This is a genomic window from Sphingobacterium faecale (assembly GCF_016746095.1).
GTDB classification, from domain to species: Bacteria; Bacteroidota; Bacteroidia; order Sphingobacteriales; family Sphingobacteriaceae; genus Sphingobacterium; species Sphingobacterium faecale.
In genome coordinates this window covers 56,874-73,007 of the sequence record NZ_JAERTY010000010.1, presented here as the reverse complement: position 1 = coordinate 73,007, position 16,134 = coordinate 56,874, and the positions used below count along the sequence as shown (strand labels likewise).

Here is a 16,134-nt window from a genome sequence, read left to right as displayed (position 1 = left end):
CTTCCTATTTTGTCACTTCTAGTGCCTGTAAAATATCTTCAAGGATATCTTCGAGATCTTCTAATCCAACAGAAAGCCTTATAGTACCTGGTCTAATACCTAGGCTCGCTTTCTCATCGTTCGTTAATTTGGAGTGCGTTGTGGATCCAGGGTGCGTTGCAATAGTCCTGGAATCACCCAAATTAGATGTGTAAAGAATCATTTTTAAGGCATCGATAAACTGGAACGCACGTTCTTGTCCTCCTCTTACTTCCAATGTCACAATACCTCCCCCTGCTTTCATTTGCTTTTTCGCCAATTTATATTGAGGGTGAGAGGGAAGATGGGGGTAGCGTACACTGATTATTTCTGGATGCTTTTCCAACGCTTTTGCAATGGCCAACGCATTCGAGCAATGTCGATCCATTCGCAGGCCAAGAGTCTCTAAGCTTTTGGAAAGTGTCCAAGCGTTGAAAGGTGACATCGCAGGACCGGTATGACGGATAAAGAACATGAGCTTGGTCATCAATGATTTATTACCTGCAATGACGCCGCCTAAAACGCGACCTTGGCCGTCCATGTATTTTGTGGCGGAATGTATAGATAAGTCAAAGCCATATGGTAGAGGTTTCTGAAGATAGGGCGTGGCAAAGCAGTTGTCAATAGAAAAGATAATATTAGGATACTTTTTCTTTAATTGACCAAGCTTTTCGAGATCATATAATTCGAGTCCAGGATTGGAGGGAGATTCTAGAAAAATAATTTTTGTGTTGTCTTGTATGGCATTCTCCCATTCTGATATCTTTGCGCTATTGACATAGGTGGTGGTTACTCCCCAGCGAGGAAGTAGCTGGGTTAAGAGCTGGTGTGTAGAACCAAAAATGGCTCGGCTAGACACGATATGATCTCCATTTTCAACAAAAGCTGCAAAGGATGCAAATACAGCAGCCATACCCGAAGAAAAAGCTAATCCCGCTTCAGCAGATTCTAATGCACACACCCTGTTTATAAATTCAGAGGTATTGGGGTTAGCATAACGCGAATAGATCATCCCTTCTTCTTCATCAGCAAAAATAGCTCGTCCCTGTTCTGCGTTATCAAAAATAAAGCTAGAGGTCAGGTACAATGGTACCGAGTGCTCTCTTGTCGCAGAACGTGGTGCTTGTTCTCTGATTATTCGGGACTGATCTTTTTTCATATGTGTACTACTTGTTTTTTTACGGTCGTTGCTTTTTTTTATAAAAATAAAACCTATTTGCTGCTTATGCAAAAAAAAGCTACCAATTTGGTAGCTTTTTTTTTGTTGATCTTTATTTCGGCATATATTCGCTTAGCTTATCCATAGAAAAACCTAAGCCTTTGGCTACGCCCATGCCTAAGTTCATATCGGCTCTAAACCAGTGGCACAATTGTCGCATGACTATCTCATCACGCTTGGGACCTTCTATTCCGGACATTGCACCAACTATATTAGCAATGAGATGATTTTTTTGTTCTTGGTCCAACAAACGATATAGATCACCTGGTTGGGTATAATGGTCATCGTCATTCGCATTTCTGTCATAGTGATCAGCGATGGCACTGTCTAGGTGTAGGGCGGGTTCGGCATATTCCCGGGCTTCGCGGTTATCGTCAAAAGAGTTTGGGAAATAATTCGGTGTAGAACCACCATTTCCATCTACCCGCATGTAACCATCTCTTTGGTAATTGTTGACCATAAACGGACATCTATTCACAGGGATTTGCTCGAAATTTGCGCCTAGGCGATAACGGTGTGCATCCGGATAAGATAAGATGCGTCCCTGTAACATCTTGTCCGGTGAAAAAGAGATGCCATCCACCACATGAGCCGGTGCAAATGCGGCTTGTTCGACATGAGCGAAATAATTGTCAGGGTTTTCATTAAGCTCTAAAACACCGACTTCGATCAGAGGGTATTCTTTTTGCGACCATACCTTTGTGAGGTCGAAAGGATTCCATTTGAATGTTTTTGTTTGTTCGTCGGTCATGACCTGGATATAGAGTTTCCATTTTGGAAAATCTCCATTTTCAATAGACGTATAAAGATCGCGTTGTGCATAATCCATGTCTTTTGCTCGCATTTGATCGGCTTCCTCGGCCGTGAGGTTCTTGATACCCTGTTGCGTTCGGAAATGAAATTTTACAAATACTTTTTCGTTATTGGCATTGATCATCGAAAATGTGTGTGAACCGTATCCATGCATATGACGGAAGCCGTAAGGTGTTCCTCTATCTGACATGAGTATGGTGACCTGATGCAGCGATTCGGGGTTCAATGACCAGAAGTCCCACATCATAGTAGCCGATTTACAATTGGTGTAGGGATCTCTTTTTTGTGTATGGATAAAATCAGGGAATTTGCGGGGATCTTTGATAAAGAACACGGGGGTATTGTTGCCGACTAAATCATAATTGCCATCTTCTGTATAGAATTTTAGCGCAAAACCTCTAGGGTCTCTTTCTGAATCTGCAGAACCTCGTTCACCGCCTACGGTCGAAAATCTTAAAAAGACACGGGTTTCTTTACCTAGTTGATTTAAGAATTTTGCTTTAGTGTATTTCGAAATATCATGTGTCACTGTGAAAGTGCCATAGGCGCCCGAACCTTTGGCATGAACGATGCGTTCTGGGATTCGCTCTCTGTTGAAGTGAGCTAATTTCTCATGTAGAAAGAAGTCCTGTAACAAAATTGGACCTCTTGGACCAGCAGTCATCGAATCCTGATAAAATGGCACCGGATTGCCTGACGCGGTAGTAATTTTTTTCTTGTTCTCTTCCATAGCTGTTAGTGTTATATATAATAAATGTTTTATAGCTGATTTTGTTTTCCAAAAATATACCAAAATATTAGTGTATTCTTATTGTAAAAAGCTATACACTATAGTTTGGATTTATATCATGCCACTGTATTGTTTTTATTGGGATCAGATTGCAATAAAATGCCGATAAAGTTTATCTTTAAAAAAGATAGCTGAATTGTATATTATGATCTTGAGAAGTATAATAAATGATCAGTAAGGGCGATAGTAATTTATTACTACGGTCAGATTAGGGAGCTACGGCACGTTGGCATGCCTTTTATGAGATGATTCGCGTAAATGGCTAATCTTTATGTAGCTTAGTTAACACTTTAAAAGATTACAGAATTTAATTTATTCATTAGCAATGAAGAGGATTTGTATCATTATGGCAATATTTTGCGTCATGTCTATAGTGCATGGACAAGAGCTAAGGATGTGGTATGACATGCCTGCGACCAAGTGGGAGGAAACCCTGCCTTTGGGAAATGGTCGGATAGGAATGATGCCGTATGGGGGTGTTAAAGAGGAGCAAATCGTCCTTAATGAAATATCCATGTGGTCTGGTTCGGAACAGGATCCGAATAATTACAATGCTTACAAAAGTGTTGGACGTATCCAACAGCTACTTTTTGAAGGTAAGAATGACGAGGCTGAGAAACTTGTCAATCAAAACTTCGTCTGTAGTGGTAAAGGTTCGGGCTTAGGCAATGGAGCTACTGTTCCCTATGGATGCTTTCAGAACTTTGGTTTCCTGAACTTTATTCATTTTATAGAAGGAGACTTTTCTAATTATAGACGAAGTTTAGATTTGCGTACTGCAAAAGCAGAAACGAGCTTTGAAGCCAATGGGGTTCATTATTTACGGGAGTATTTCACCTCGCAGGATCAGAATGTCGGTGTCGTGAGACTATCAGCAAATAAGAAAAAGTCTATAGGTTTTGCGCTCCACTTTTATCGTGACCAAGATGTAAAGGACTATGAGCTGCGTAAAGATGAAATTACTATAACAGGCCGACTACCGAATGGCATAGGAGGAGACGGGCTGGAGTTTGTCGGTAAGATTAAGGTGGTGGCCAAGGGTGGGAAGCAACAGTTGTATGATAACCAGATTATCATCAAAGAGGCAGACGAGGTGTTGGTGTATTTTACAGCGTCGACTAGTTATTACAGTAAATCACCTGATACCGATGTGTCAATTAACCTGGAGAAAGTTGGACAGTGGAGCTATAATAAGTTGTTTGCTACGCATCTACGGGAGTATCAGCGTACTTTTGGGCGAGTAGAACTAAGTCTGAAGGATCAGGTTTCTAAAACAAATCTCCCCACGGATCAACGGATCCAAAGCTTTTTCGAACATCCTGAGGAAGATAATGCGATGGCGGCACTCTATTATCAATTTGGACGATACCTGATGATTTCCAGTGCTGCACCCAAATACGAAAAGGCACTTCCTCCTAACTTGCAGGGGTTGTGGGCACATCAGATTCAGACGCCCTGGAATGGTGATTATCATTTGAACATTAACGCACAAATGAATCACTGGGGTGTAGAAGTCGGTAATCTTCCGGAATATCATAAACCATTTATCGAGCTGATCAAAAGAATTGCTAAGGAAGGAGAAAAGACAGCAAAGGCTTATTACAATGCCCCTGGATGGGTGGTGTATATGATGACCAATATTTGGGGATATTCTGCTCCTGGAGAGAATGCTTCCTGGGGAGCGAGTACGGCCTCTGGGTGGCTTTGTAATCATTTGTGGGAGCATTATCTTTTTAGCGGAGATGAAGCTTATCTAAGAGAAATATATCCCTTGTTGTCTGGAGCGGCAAAATTCTATCAAGCGACTTTGGTCAAAGACCCGAAAACCGGATGGTTGGTTACATCACCGTCGGTCTCTCCTGAGAATGCTTTTAGATTGGCCAATCGTAAGACGGCTTCTGTTGTAATGGGGCCTACCATCGATAATCAGATCGTAAGAGAGCTCTATGGAGCGGTGATTAGTGCAGATTCAGTATTGGGCCTTAAAGATAATTTTGCTGATACGTTGCGTGCTGATCTTAAGCTTATTCCTCCTGCTGTACGTGTCAGTTCGTCAGGGCGTATAATGGAGTGGTTGGAAGACTATGAGGAAATAGAGCCTAAGCATAGGCATGTGTCTCATCTATATGGATTGTACCCAGCAGCATTTATTTCGCCTAATACAACACCAGAATGGGCAGAGGCAGCGAGGAAGACCCTAGCTGTACGAGGCGACGAGGGAACAGGATGGTCTAGAGCTTGGAAGATTTTGTTTTGGGCTAGGCTTCATGATGGGGATCATGCTTTGGAGATCTTGCGGCAGTTGTTGAAGCCTGCTTTTTTGCCGGATGGTAAAGTAACCGCAGGGACTTATCCGAATCTATTCTGTGCACACCCTCCCTTTCAGATCGATGGAAACTTTGGCGGTGCGGCGGGGATTGCAGAAATGTTGTTACAGAGCCAAGATGGTTATATCCATTTGTTGCCTGCTTTACCTCAAGCATGGCAGGAGGGCAAAGTAAAAGGTCTTCGGGCTAGAGGCAATAGAACAGTAGATATTACTTGGAAAAATGGCAAAGTACAGTCCTATAGAATTAAAGGCAAAAAGGGTGATCAGGTTCGCGTTCGTATGCATGGTAGGGAAGAAGTCTATATTGTGAGGGGTAATTTGTTGATTTAAAATGTTTTATGTATATTAGGGCAAAAGCGGGATTATCCCCCGATATTTTTATGAACTAATTCTATAAATTATGAGTAGTCTATTTGTCAAAAAAGATAGGCTTTCGTTTTATTTCATCATTTTATTAGCCGTTGCTGCCTGTAAGAAAGAAGGATCCGTAGATGACCAAAATGAAAACCTACAAGCTGTCCAGTTTAAAATCTCTGGTTTTACCAGTGAATCCATTGTATTGAAGAGTTCGTCCCCTCCAATTGGGACTCAAAGTGCCAATCCGGTGTCGAATTATGTAGAAGGCTATCTTTATTTTTGGTCGTTCAATGATAGCAGTCTAGTACCTGATATTGCTTATCAGGATGAAAATGTGCCGAGTATAACCTATTTGAAAGGAACTGGGACAGATGAGAAGACACCTAATAGTGTTGGGTCTGGAGCTAAATATCTAGATTATGCTGCAGGACGTGCGATTTCATGTGATGGCCCAAGTGAGATTCTAGTTAAAATTCCGATCCAAGGTGCAGATCAAATTACGGAATTTGGTTTTCATGCAGGGAGTTCGACTACTGGTCCAAAGGATTTTGAACTGTACTATTCTGTCGATGAGGGAGAGACTTATGAGATTTTACAAGTAGAAAATCAGTTTGGCGAGACTAAATCTACAGCTTGGAATGATTATAATTATCAACTTTCTGATAAAAACATTACTGGCTCCTACCTATGGTTTAAGTTTTTACCTAAAGAGGGCATCCGTGGAGAAGGAAGTGCATACAATTCTACCTCAGGTACACTCCGTTTTGACAATATACGTTTAGTTGGTATGTCTTCTTCGTCAGGCGGTGGCGGGGCGATAAATAAGCTTCATTATTATCTATTCCATAAAACCAAGCCCGAAGTTGTGGTGACAGGGACAATCGACTATGAAGAGGCATCTAGTTTGAAGCTTAATGTGCCTGAAGGCAAGTATTCGATTTGTTTTGTGTCGAATACATCCAATAGGGATTTGATTCTTCCTTCTAATCCGACACTTTCCAACTTTTATGTAGGGAATTATTTTTCCAATGCAAACGCTGATATCTTTGGCTATTATGGCGAGCTGGAGGTAAATGGAGAGACTGATCACGAGGTGAAATTGAGGAGGTTGTTCAGTCAGATCAAATTAGAGTTTACAGATGCGTCAGATTTGTCGGTAATAAGCAAAATACGTATCAGCCAACAGCATGAGTCGTTTTTCTTTGCACCTTTCCTTTCCAATATGACCAATCCTATTTTAGACCAAAGCGATGTGGAGGTTGTCGGAGATTTTCAGCAGAATAAGCAATTGGTTTTTAATCAATTTATGGGAGAGCAGACTTTAGCGGTGCCAATTAAATACAGTATTTCTCTGTTGGGTACCAATGGAGTGCTACGTACGTTTCAATTGCAGAGTACGTTGAAACAGAATATGCAGCTTGTTTTTAGAGGGAATCTTTTGGTCGATGTAGATCCTATTGGAACTTTTCAAATACGACGGGATATGGATTGGGATGGGGATCAGGAAGCTACCTTCTAAGAAAAAACATTCTTCAAAATCAAGGTTTGTTACTTACTTTTAGACAACAAACTTTGATTTTGAATGTTTAGAAGATTATCCGCTAGTGTAGGTATACTTGTTTTTTTATCTTTCTTTTCTGTTTTTGCACAATATACTGTACAGACTGTGCCTAACCCAAAAGCACAGGGGCAGCGTTATTTCGTGAGTGATCCTGATCAGATATTGGGCTATTACTCCGTAGCTGAACTGAATGAAATCTCAGCGCGTATCGATAGCCTGACTCAAGCCGAGTATGCGATTGTACTGGTTAACGACTATGAAGGTGATAGCGATTTTGAGTTTGCGCTTGATCTTTTTAATAAATGGGGTATAGGAAAGAAGGAAGCAAATAATGGCTTGTTATTGTTTATTTCTAAAGACAGACATGAATATCGGTTTATATCGGGGTACGGCATGGAAGCTATCTTTCCAGATGCTTATTTAAAGCGGGTTGGTGAGACTTATTTAGTTCCTAACTTTCGAAATGAAGATTATGACCAAGGTGTACTGGAAGCCTCTCGTTTTATTGAGAAGATATTGAAATCCCCTGATTCGGTTGCCGAGTTGGAGCGTTTGATGCCTGAGGCGGCTCCGTTTTGGAGCACACGTAACCCTGTTCTGGTCAATACACTTTGGATGTTAGTTTTGTTTACGGGCTTGTATCTATATGTGCATTATATTTCTGGACGTATATTGAAAGGAACGAAGAATAAGCCCAAGCTGATAGCACCTATATTCTGGGGGATGGGATGTATGCTGCTCCTTATGTTTTTGACACTTTTCATTTTCGTTTTTATTTTCAATAATCTGGAAGAAATTTATCAACGCAAGAACCTGCCTTATTTTGCATTTGTTCTTTTGGTATTGATACTTGCCATGAAAATTACGAATGGTAAAACTAAGATCGTAGAAAGCTTCAAAGATGAAGAGGATATACAGAAGGGATTGAAGAAATACGTGTCGTATTTATTGATCCCGATGTTGCTTACTCCATTAGCTTGGTTTGATCTGGGAGGAATATTAAATCGTTTTCGACGTAATGCAGGTCGTTTTACTCCTCCTGATAGCAGTGGTAACTGGATTCGGATCAATCGCGGAGATACGAAAGCAAAGGCGCAGCAGTATCTCGATGCCGGTCAGAAAAAAGAGGAGTCTATCAAGAGCCTGCGCTACGAGATCTGGACGAATACGGCCAGCAAAGAGATACGTTTACTACCTTGGGATAGAAGTTCGCATTATAGCGATTGTCCGCAATGCCATTACTTTACTTTGGAAGTCAAAAAAACGCGGACTATCCGTTCAGCTACTTACTCGTCCTCGGGGGAGGGGGAGCAGTTTGACGCTTGTCAAAACTGTAAATATTTTAAACACATTAAATTTTTTACGATCCCGATGAAAACCAGAGAATCTAGCAGTAGCTCTTCGGGAGGGGGAAGCTCTTCAAGAGGCGGCGGGGGAGGAAGCTTTGGAGGAGGATCCTCAGGAGGTGGAGGAGCAGGAGGAAGATGGTAATCATCCTCCCATTGTTCCACTTAATTTAAATCGTTGAGTAGGTTGTGCTCAAATTTTTTGAATTCAGCCTTCTTGTTCTTAAGCAATTCATGGATGCTTTTGAATGTTGTTTTTTTCTTTATCTTCCCGTTTTCAATACCTTCAATAAGAATGCTGCCATCAGATTGAATACTTGGGCGTATTCCATAGACAATTGCTCCATTTTGATCAAATTCGACGGTTGTTAGTATATCTTCCATTTTAAAAGGGAAATTTTCACCGATACCATACTCAAATGTTTCCTCTAGATCCCCTGTTTCAAATTTGTTGAGGAATTTGTTAAGCAAGGTCTGTATGTCTGTTGTATTATTCATAGGAAACATAGGGTACAGCTTCATGACTAGATCATTGTGGTCGATGTCTTCGTCCATGAAAGGGAGGATGGAGGATGCGAATGTTTTGATTTGCCCATCTTTGATATAATAAAATGTTATCGAGTTTGGACTGCCTTCTTTTATTTGTGTGCTTTCCTGTCCTTTTCTGAAGATTTGATCGTCCTTATAGAGGTCAGCAATAATACTTTGATTTGCCTGATAGGCCTTTATTGCTATAGGAGAGTTACCTCCGGATATGGATAAAATGTCATTGTCGAGTTGGAAGGATATACGGGCAAAAAAGTGCATGCCAAATAAATTTACATCAAAGCGATTTACCTTTCCATCTGCGTAATCAATTTGCAGTAGACGTTCTCTTCCAACAGTTTTGTAGCAGGGGCCAGATAATGGATTTCCGTCTTTATACGTCGTTTTTACGGTGTAGAGATAGTGCTCGTAATTTTCTAACTGTTCTATAAAATCAAATGAATATTTGTATTTAAGAATTCCATTTTCGTAATAATCTACTAGAGAGATATCATCAATTAGGGTATCTAGCTTAAAGAATCCGTTGAAAGGTTTCTGATTTTTGAAATATCCTGTGTAGGATGCTTTCGGTTGTTCTTTGATTGTAAAATCGAAATAGGTGACAGACTGTAGCACGTTGTTATCAAATTCTTCGATAGACAGTAGTCTGTTTTCGTCTCGGCTATGGTAGATACTTCGGGTCTTAACTTGCCCATTTACATAAGTAAGTTTTAGATTATCCTCTCGCACTGTTCCAGAGATAATTTGATTGTTTCTATATACGCTTTCTCCAATAAGACTATCGGCATCATAAGTTTTTCCGTATCCTTCACGAACACCATTTTTCATCTCATACTCTTCAATGATGTGCTCAAAGTATAAGTTGCTAAATGCCCGCTGTATTCCTTCCTGAACGCCATTTTTGTACTGTAGGATTTCGAATAAGTTTCCTTCATTAAAGAAAGTCCCATCCCAAGGTTGCCCATTTTGATAGACACCCTCTGCTATTATTTTTTGACTGTCTTGCTCTTTTAGGAACTCTTTGTCTATTTTCACACCCTTATGTAACCTGAACTCCTTGATAACGTCCCCCATCTCATCTGTAAAAATACCATCATAAGGTTTGTTCTCGCGGTATGTGTTCTTCTGAATGGACTTATTGTTTTGATAGATATTGAGTTCTTGGAGTTCATCCTGTGTAAAAATGGATCGATACAGTGTGTCCCCATTATTACTATAGACTATCGATACACCATACCTTTCTCCATTTTTGTAGGGTGTTGTTTCTCGGAGCTGCGTAGCGATATAGTTTTTAGTGTAGTATTCTTCTTCTGTATATGATGCACGAGGGGTCTCGTTATTATATTTCCTCTCTGAAATTAATTTACCTTCCTTATTCCAGGTCTTTTTATAGACTTCGGCCGTTCCTCCATACGGTTTATAGGCTACTTTGGTTTCACTGGCTTTGTTCTCATTCTCCCAATATACCGTAATGAAATAAAAGCGCTGTTCTTTCGTTTTAGTGACGGGGTCTGTGGGGACAGCAATTGTTTTCTCTAACATTACTCCTTCATCAGAAGGGCTGTATTCATAATATGATAGGGGCTGAGCATAACTGAAATTACCAGAGAGTTCTTCCAAAGGAGATATATACCCTGTCGCGATTACTTTGTTATGGAGATAGGTTGTGATTTTTTCCTTTTTTCCGTTTGTCCCATAGTTTACCGTTTGCCATAAGCTGCCATCAGGGTAGTAGTAGTTCAGTTCTTTGACCGAGCTGTTATTTTTGTATTGACGGAAGCCGGTATCAAAGCCTTTCTCATCGTACCAATAGGCATCCCCTACATAAACTTCAGGGTTGTCGGCCATGATATATCCCTGCATCTGTAATTGACCACCCTTGTAGTAGTCTATTAGTAAAAGTAGTTCTCCTTCCTTTTTTAGTGGAAGAGGACGATAATATACATGTTTATCCTTGGTAGTTTCCTGCCAGTCTTTATCAAAGTATAAAGCGCTCTGCGCTTGAGCAATATGTGCTGTCAAGATGGTTAAGAGGATGAAAGAGATTGTCTTGTACATGTTAATAAATATTTATCCAAACCTACATAAATTCGCCTTTATACCCCATACAAATGTGTTGCGATATAAAAGCGAATTTTGTAGATTTCCTCGTCCATTTAGATTTTTTTCTATAGAGGAAATATCGCGATAAAGCCATTAAGATAACAGCATAATTTACAATGCGTAAGAGATCCTTTTAAATCTGAAGCGCAGGCAGCCTAAAATCTATTTGTGTTGGCCATTGATCGCTTTGATAATGCCTTCTAGATTATCATTAAAATCCAGTAGCTGAGCATAGAGTTTTTCGTCTTTTGCTAAGCCTCCGTGTTTATTGTTTTTGCGAAAAATGACTTTGATTTCTTCCCAACGTTTCAGTTCGTCTTCAGAACTGAGTGAAGCTAGTTCTTTTAGTTTTAGTAGATTACTTTCCGTATCGGCTGTCAGTGTTTGAGATTCGCTTTCATAATGTGCTTGGATAATCTCCTTAATCTCTTTTTCGTTCATAAGGGGGATCACTTGGCTTACTAATTTGCTCATGTTGCGGTACGATCCTTGCATTTTGAATGGCGGTTCTGTCCGATAGGAATCTTGCATGGCAGCACTTTGTATGTAATTTTTGTTGACTTTAATGACTACATCGCGTATCGTTAAAATATGCCTCAGAGTTGCCGTAAAATCATCTATTTCTTGCTTTAAGTAATTGCCTTCTAGATCGGGAAGTTCTTCACCTCCTGCTTCGACATGTTCTATCAGTGTGTAAAAGTCAGAAAATGATTTGCTGGCAATCTTTTCAAGGTAAGGGTTTTCAATTGCAGCATTCTCAATAAGGCTAAGATTGAACAGATGCTCCGTGTCACCGATTACATCACCCAAATTATAGACATCAGCACGATTGGCTAACATGTCTGGTATTTGGAATTTTGATCCACTTTCTGTGTATGGATTTCCTGCCATAACGATACAGAAACGTTTACCTCTCAAGTCATAGGTTTTACTCTCTCCATTGAAAATACCGTCTATTTTGCGTTGTCCATCGGCCAAGGAAATGAATTTTTGTAGAAATTCGGCGTTTAGATGTTGTATATCATCGAGATATAACATAACATTATCAGCCATTTCGAAAGCTATATTCACTTTTTTTAATTCTTCTCGTTCGCCTGATGTTTTAGCTTCAATGGGGTCTATCGATGTGATCGTATGTCCAATCGTAGGACCATTTATTTTCACAAAATGCAATCCCATTGTTTTGGCTAGATACTCCATCAATGTGGTTTTACCATACCCTGGAGGAGATATCAATAGTAGCATACCCATGCGTGCAGTACGTTTATTATCTCCAGAGGTCCCCAATTGTTTCGCTAGGTTATTACCTATTAGCGGAAAGTATACCTCATTGATGAGCTTGTTCCGAACGAATGATGTTAAGACTTTTGGTTCAAATTCGCTAATCTTCAATTCCTTTTCGTATGTTTTGCAGATTTCTTCTTTCTGCTCCACAAAAGATTGGAAATGGGGGACATCAACTTTTGTAAATTGATCGAGTTGTGCAATGAACTGATGGTAGTTTAGGCTCAACGTCCCATCTGCTAATGAAGGGTGGTTGCCTTTCAGTCCCTCAATAAGGACGGTATCCTTACCAAAAAGCAATTGATAATCGTCTTTTGGAAAAAGTAAGGAAACAGCGGTCTCCATTGCATAGTTGCGGAGTGGTTCTAGATCTGGCACCTCATCGATGAATGCATGAAGCCAGTTTAACGTCAGGTATATGCGGTCCGTCCAGGAAAAATTAGCATTTTCTATATCCATTTGAAAATCCTGGATCGATTTTTTTTCTTCGAGTAATCGGATAAAAGATTGCTTTAACTCGTCAGCTGCAGAGCTGAGTACAAATTTGTTATATTTGGTTAAGGTCTTGAATAGGTAGTTCGCGACATCCCATTCCGAAATGTTAGATCTGTCGAGGCTTGTGTTCCATTGTTCGAAGTGATTCGCAATCTCTTCAAGGACTGATTGATATCTGTTTGAGTTCGGGAATGCTTTTAACATTCCCGAAGTAGATTGTATCATCGTTATTATTCTGTTCTGATGTTCCTCATCTAAGTGTTGCCAGAATAATTGTGTTAATGCCCTAAGGTTACTATTATAGCGGAGTAAGTCTAGTTTTTCATCCAATGCCGCTAGGGTATTATATATCGCTTGAGCATCAACATTGTGTACGCCTTTGACGTAGTTTTCGGAATAATTTTGCTCGACAGCTCGAGTAATAAATTCTTCTGCATTGAAAGCTATTGTCTTTTTGGATGATAGAAATGTTTTGTAAGCAAGATAAGCTGCGCGATAGGTGTTTTTATTTTCAGAAATAATTTCCTGATCCCATATATCTTGGTAGATTAGTAGGTCTTTGTTCTCTACCTTTTGATAAAAGCTTGTACCCGTCAGGTGGAAGAATATTTCTTCCTGTTTGCGTACTAATGTCAGTTTCAATGGTTGTTGGTTGACTGCAAACTTATGCTTTCCTAAGACGATCACGTTTTCTCCATCGACAAATAGCTCTGTTTTATCGCGTAGTATGCGTAGTGCATCTTCCTGTGATTTTTTGAGAAGGTTCTCTAGATTTTCTGCTTTTGAAACGTCTTGGAGGCTTTTTAAATCAGAGGCCAACTGACGTATTTTGTCCACCATTAAATCTGAAGCATAGAAGCTGAGGATTTCTTCTCGGGATAGAAAGGATTTCGATTTATTCTCAATGTTCTTTAGTACGCGTAAGCCGATTTGTTCGAGTGAAGTACTACGTTTGTTAATTTGTTCGACTAGTTGTTCTCTTCTAGCATTAAACGCTTTAATAATTTCATCTCGCTTGTCTGCGATTTTTAACGCAAACTCATCGAATTCAGAAAACTTGCTCTCTAATTCCTCCAATTGGACGATTACCTTGGTGTAGTAGTCATCGACTTTTTCTGTTGTAGTAGAAAGTTCCAGATAGTTGGTTACAGATTGCTCCAAAAGGGTAAGCTGTGCAGAGAATTCAGCTATGGCTTCTTGACTTTTTAATGAACTTAGCTTTCGGGTGAGTGATGCCCTAACCTCATTTAATGTAGAAAAGATGAGCGATATTTTTTCTATGATTTTGGTTGTATGGGTGACATCATCAATCTTTAGACTGTTCAGAATATCAATCAGAAGTTCTAGATCTGTCGATATGTTGGTGATCGCTTGCTCAATAGGTTTGGCGTCAAAAGCTTTGTTGATGTTCTCAATATGTAGCTTTTGTTCGTTTACACTTTTTTCATAGGGTAGGAGGGCCTCTTCCTTTAGCAAAAAGTCTATCGTCTGTTGAGATAAGCTTTCTGAGATAGCAGTGAGTTTATCCAGTAGTGCCTCTACGTGAGCGACATTAATGTATCTGACGTTTTTGAGGTCAATAATGATTCCCTGAAGCTTTCGCGCATCAGCTAATTGGCTGACGAGCTGATCCAGTTGTTCGATAGTGGTGCTATTGAGCTTAAACTCTAGATCTTCTAATTTTTGATCGGCTAAGGATAGTTGTTCATTAGCGTGTTTACGTTGAGTTTGAACTTTTACAAACTCGTCAATAGCGGTGTTTGCTATTTCTTGAATCTGAGAAAGTGGCGTACCTAAGTTTTTGAGTGCCTTATCATGTATCCAAAAGTAGTTGTTTAGTATAGCTCCTGATTTTTTCTGGATATCTTCATAAAGTCCTTCATAACTATCTTCTTTACTAACGAGCTGTATAACTTCTTGTGTTTCGGCCATAGCCTGCACAATCTGTTTGTTGCCTACCTTATACAGTGGATCTTCTTTGCGGTCTTGATTTTCCTTTAAGACTCGCATATAGGGCGTTTCCCAGATTTGTACTTGATGGTGTCTAGTTGCTTCAGCCTCCGTGCGAAAGTAAATAAGCGAACCATCCTGAAAGACCGTGAAACCATTACATATTATGGGCGTTTCGACAGTCTGTTGGATGATGTTGTAGGACATCAGTACGTAGGTGTTACTCGCTGCATGGGAAAAGATGTAAAGATGATCTTCTCCGTTTGGTGAGGTTATTTTACGTAGGAATGAAAAATTGTCAAACTGATTGTCAAATACCTTGTGGCTCCCATTTTGTAAGTAATAGCCGTTGGAAAATATGATCCCCTGATTATCTGGGAGTAGTATAGCCGATTGATTAAGGGATTTGAGATTGGTGACTTCCTTGGTGCGCAGGTTAAAAATATAAGCTCGAAACTCTTCTTGATAAGGTTTTATACGAATCGCTATAAGATTGCCTAAATCCGCGTAATAGTATTCAGCATCATCTAGCTGTTGGTCCGTATTAGCGACTTTCTCCGAATATATCCCTTTGCCTGACTCAGTATTGTTTTCTATTTTGAATGTGATATCTCCATGCAAGGCCTCGATAAATACCTTGTCCATGATGGAGATATGGGAGAATTTCCCTAAACGTCTGTCTTCCAGAGAAGTCTTCGTCCATTCAAACTCAAACTGAGCAGGAGGTTTTACCTCGTGTACACTTCTATCATCTTGATAGATTAATTGTTCCCCTTTTATTAACCATTTGAAGGCTTTGAGATCCTCGTTGTTCTTACTGGTCTGGAAAATCATGTACAGATAGTTTTCTGTACGTCTGAATTTAGAGAAAATAGAATCTCTATAATATTTGTAGAGATTCTGATAATCAGATACGAAAGTATCGTTATTTAATAGATCTAAAGGTTGCGGTACAAATTGGTTGTTTTCGAAACGATAAATGCTAAAAACATCTTCCAGTTTGATTTCTGTACGTAATCCAAAATGTACGTTGTAACCGAAAATACAGATGTTATCTACAGCAATAATCCCGCGGGCCACACAATTATTTTCTGTGCTGATCCGCTGATTTGCTTTGAGCACAAAATTTGTTGAATTGAATACCTCTCTACGAGCCTCGTTGAGGTCTCGTAGGTTTTTCATCAGTTCATCCTTTTGGACAATAAGTCTTTTGCGGATAATCTCGTAGGTCCCCGAATCTAGACTCGCATTTTGAAGTTCTGTTTTCTCTGTCATTAGATGCTGTTAAAACCTGCTAGTTTTTGTGTCGATTTAAAATTGGAG

At 39.8% G+C, this 16,134-nt stretch carries 7 protein-coding genes; 3 read left to right on the top strand and 4 right to left on the bottom strand.

The genetic code is table 11. The annotated features are described in order from the left end of the window. Positions 1-4: 4 nt before the first annotated feature. Both JKG61_RS17750 and JKG61_RS17745 read right to left on the bottom strand, forming a co-directional pair. Positions 5-1,177, bottom strand: a complete 1,173-nt coding sequence (locus tag JKG61_RS17750) for a trans-sulfuration enzyme family protein (RefSeq protein ID WP_202104300.1) — start codon at positions 1,175-1,177, stop codon at positions 5-7. Positions 1,178-1,289: 112 nt separating this feature from the next. Beyond that, the gene (locus tag JKG61_RS17745; protein WP_202104299.1) at positions 1,290-2,780 is read right to left on the bottom strand and encodes a catalase; all 1,491 of its coding nucleotides are present in this window, start codon (positions 2,778-2,780) and stop codon (positions 1,290-1,292) included. 385 nt (positions 2,781-3,165) lie between these two features. On the opposite strand from JKG61_RS17745, the gene JKG61_RS17740 reads away from it, so the two are divergent. The 3 genes from JKG61_RS17740 (at position 3,166) to JKG61_RS17730 (ending at position 8,578) form a co-directional block, all read left to right on the top strand. Continuing rightward, on the top strand, positions 3,166-5,499 hold the full coding sequence (locus tag JKG61_RS17740) for a glycoside hydrolase family 95 protein (protein ID WP_202104298.1): 2,334 nt from the start codon (positions 3,166-3,168) through the stop codon (positions 5,497-5,499). Between the two features lie 70 nt (positions 5,500-5,569). Further along, entirely contained in the window at positions 5,570-7,045 is a 1,476-nt protein-coding gene (locus JKG61_RS17735) for a hypothetical protein (protein WP_202104297.1), read from the top strand. A 63-nt stretch (positions 7,046-7,108) separates the two neighbouring features. Beyond that, a complete protein-coding gene (locus tag JKG61_RS17730) occupies positions 7,109-8,578 on the top strand; it encodes a TPM domain-containing protein (RefSeq protein ID WP_202104296.1) in 1,470 nt (489 codons plus the stop codon). A 20-nt stretch (positions 8,579-8,598) separates the two neighbouring features. On the opposite strand, the gene JKG61_RS17725 is transcribed toward JKG61_RS17730, so the two are convergent. Continuing rightward, positions 8,599-11,037: a toxin-antitoxin system YwqK family antitoxin gene (locus JKG61_RS17725; RefSeq protein WP_202104295.1), complete on the bottom strand. Its 2,439-nt coding sequence runs from the start codon at positions 11,035-11,037 to the stop codon at positions 8,599-8,601. 207 nt (positions 11,038-11,244) lie between these two features. Beyond that, positions 11,245-16,086, bottom strand: coding sequence for a DNA repair ATPase (locus JKG61_RS17720; RefSeq protein ID WP_202104294.1), 4,842 nt, complete (start codon positions 16,084-16,086; stop codon positions 11,245-11,247). Positions 16,087-16,134: the final 48 nt, after the last annotated feature.

Excerpts from the sequence above, each read along its gene's own strand:
- JKG61_RS17730 (WP_202104296.1), top strand. The coding sequence starts at position 7,109 with ATGTTTAGAAGATTATCCGCTAGTGTAGGTATACTTGTTTTTTTATCT.
- JKG61_RS17720 (WP_202104294.1), bottom strand. The coding sequence starts at position 16,086 with ATGACAGAGAAAACAGAACTTCAAAATGCGAGTCTAGATTCGGGGACC.
- JKG61_RS17745 (WP_202104299.1), bottom strand. The coding sequence starts at position 2,780 with ATGGAAGAGAACAAGAAAAAAATTACTACCGCGTCAGGCAATCCGGTG.
- JKG61_RS17740 (WP_202104298.1), top strand. The coding sequence starts at position 3,166 with ATGAAGAGGATTTGTATCATTATGGCAATATTTTGCGTCATGTCTATA.
- JKG61_RS17725 (WP_202104295.1), bottom strand. The coding sequence starts at position 11,037 with ATGTACAAGACAATCTCTTTCATCCTCTTAACCATCTTGACAGCACAT.
- JKG61_RS17735 (WP_202104297.1), top strand. The coding sequence starts at position 5,570 with ATGAGTAGTCTATTTGTCAAAAAAGATAGGCTTTCGTTTTATTTCATC.
- JKG61_RS17750 (WP_202104300.1), bottom strand. The coding sequence starts at position 1,177 with ATGAAAAAAGATCAGTCCCGAATAATCAGAGAACAAGCACCACGTTCT.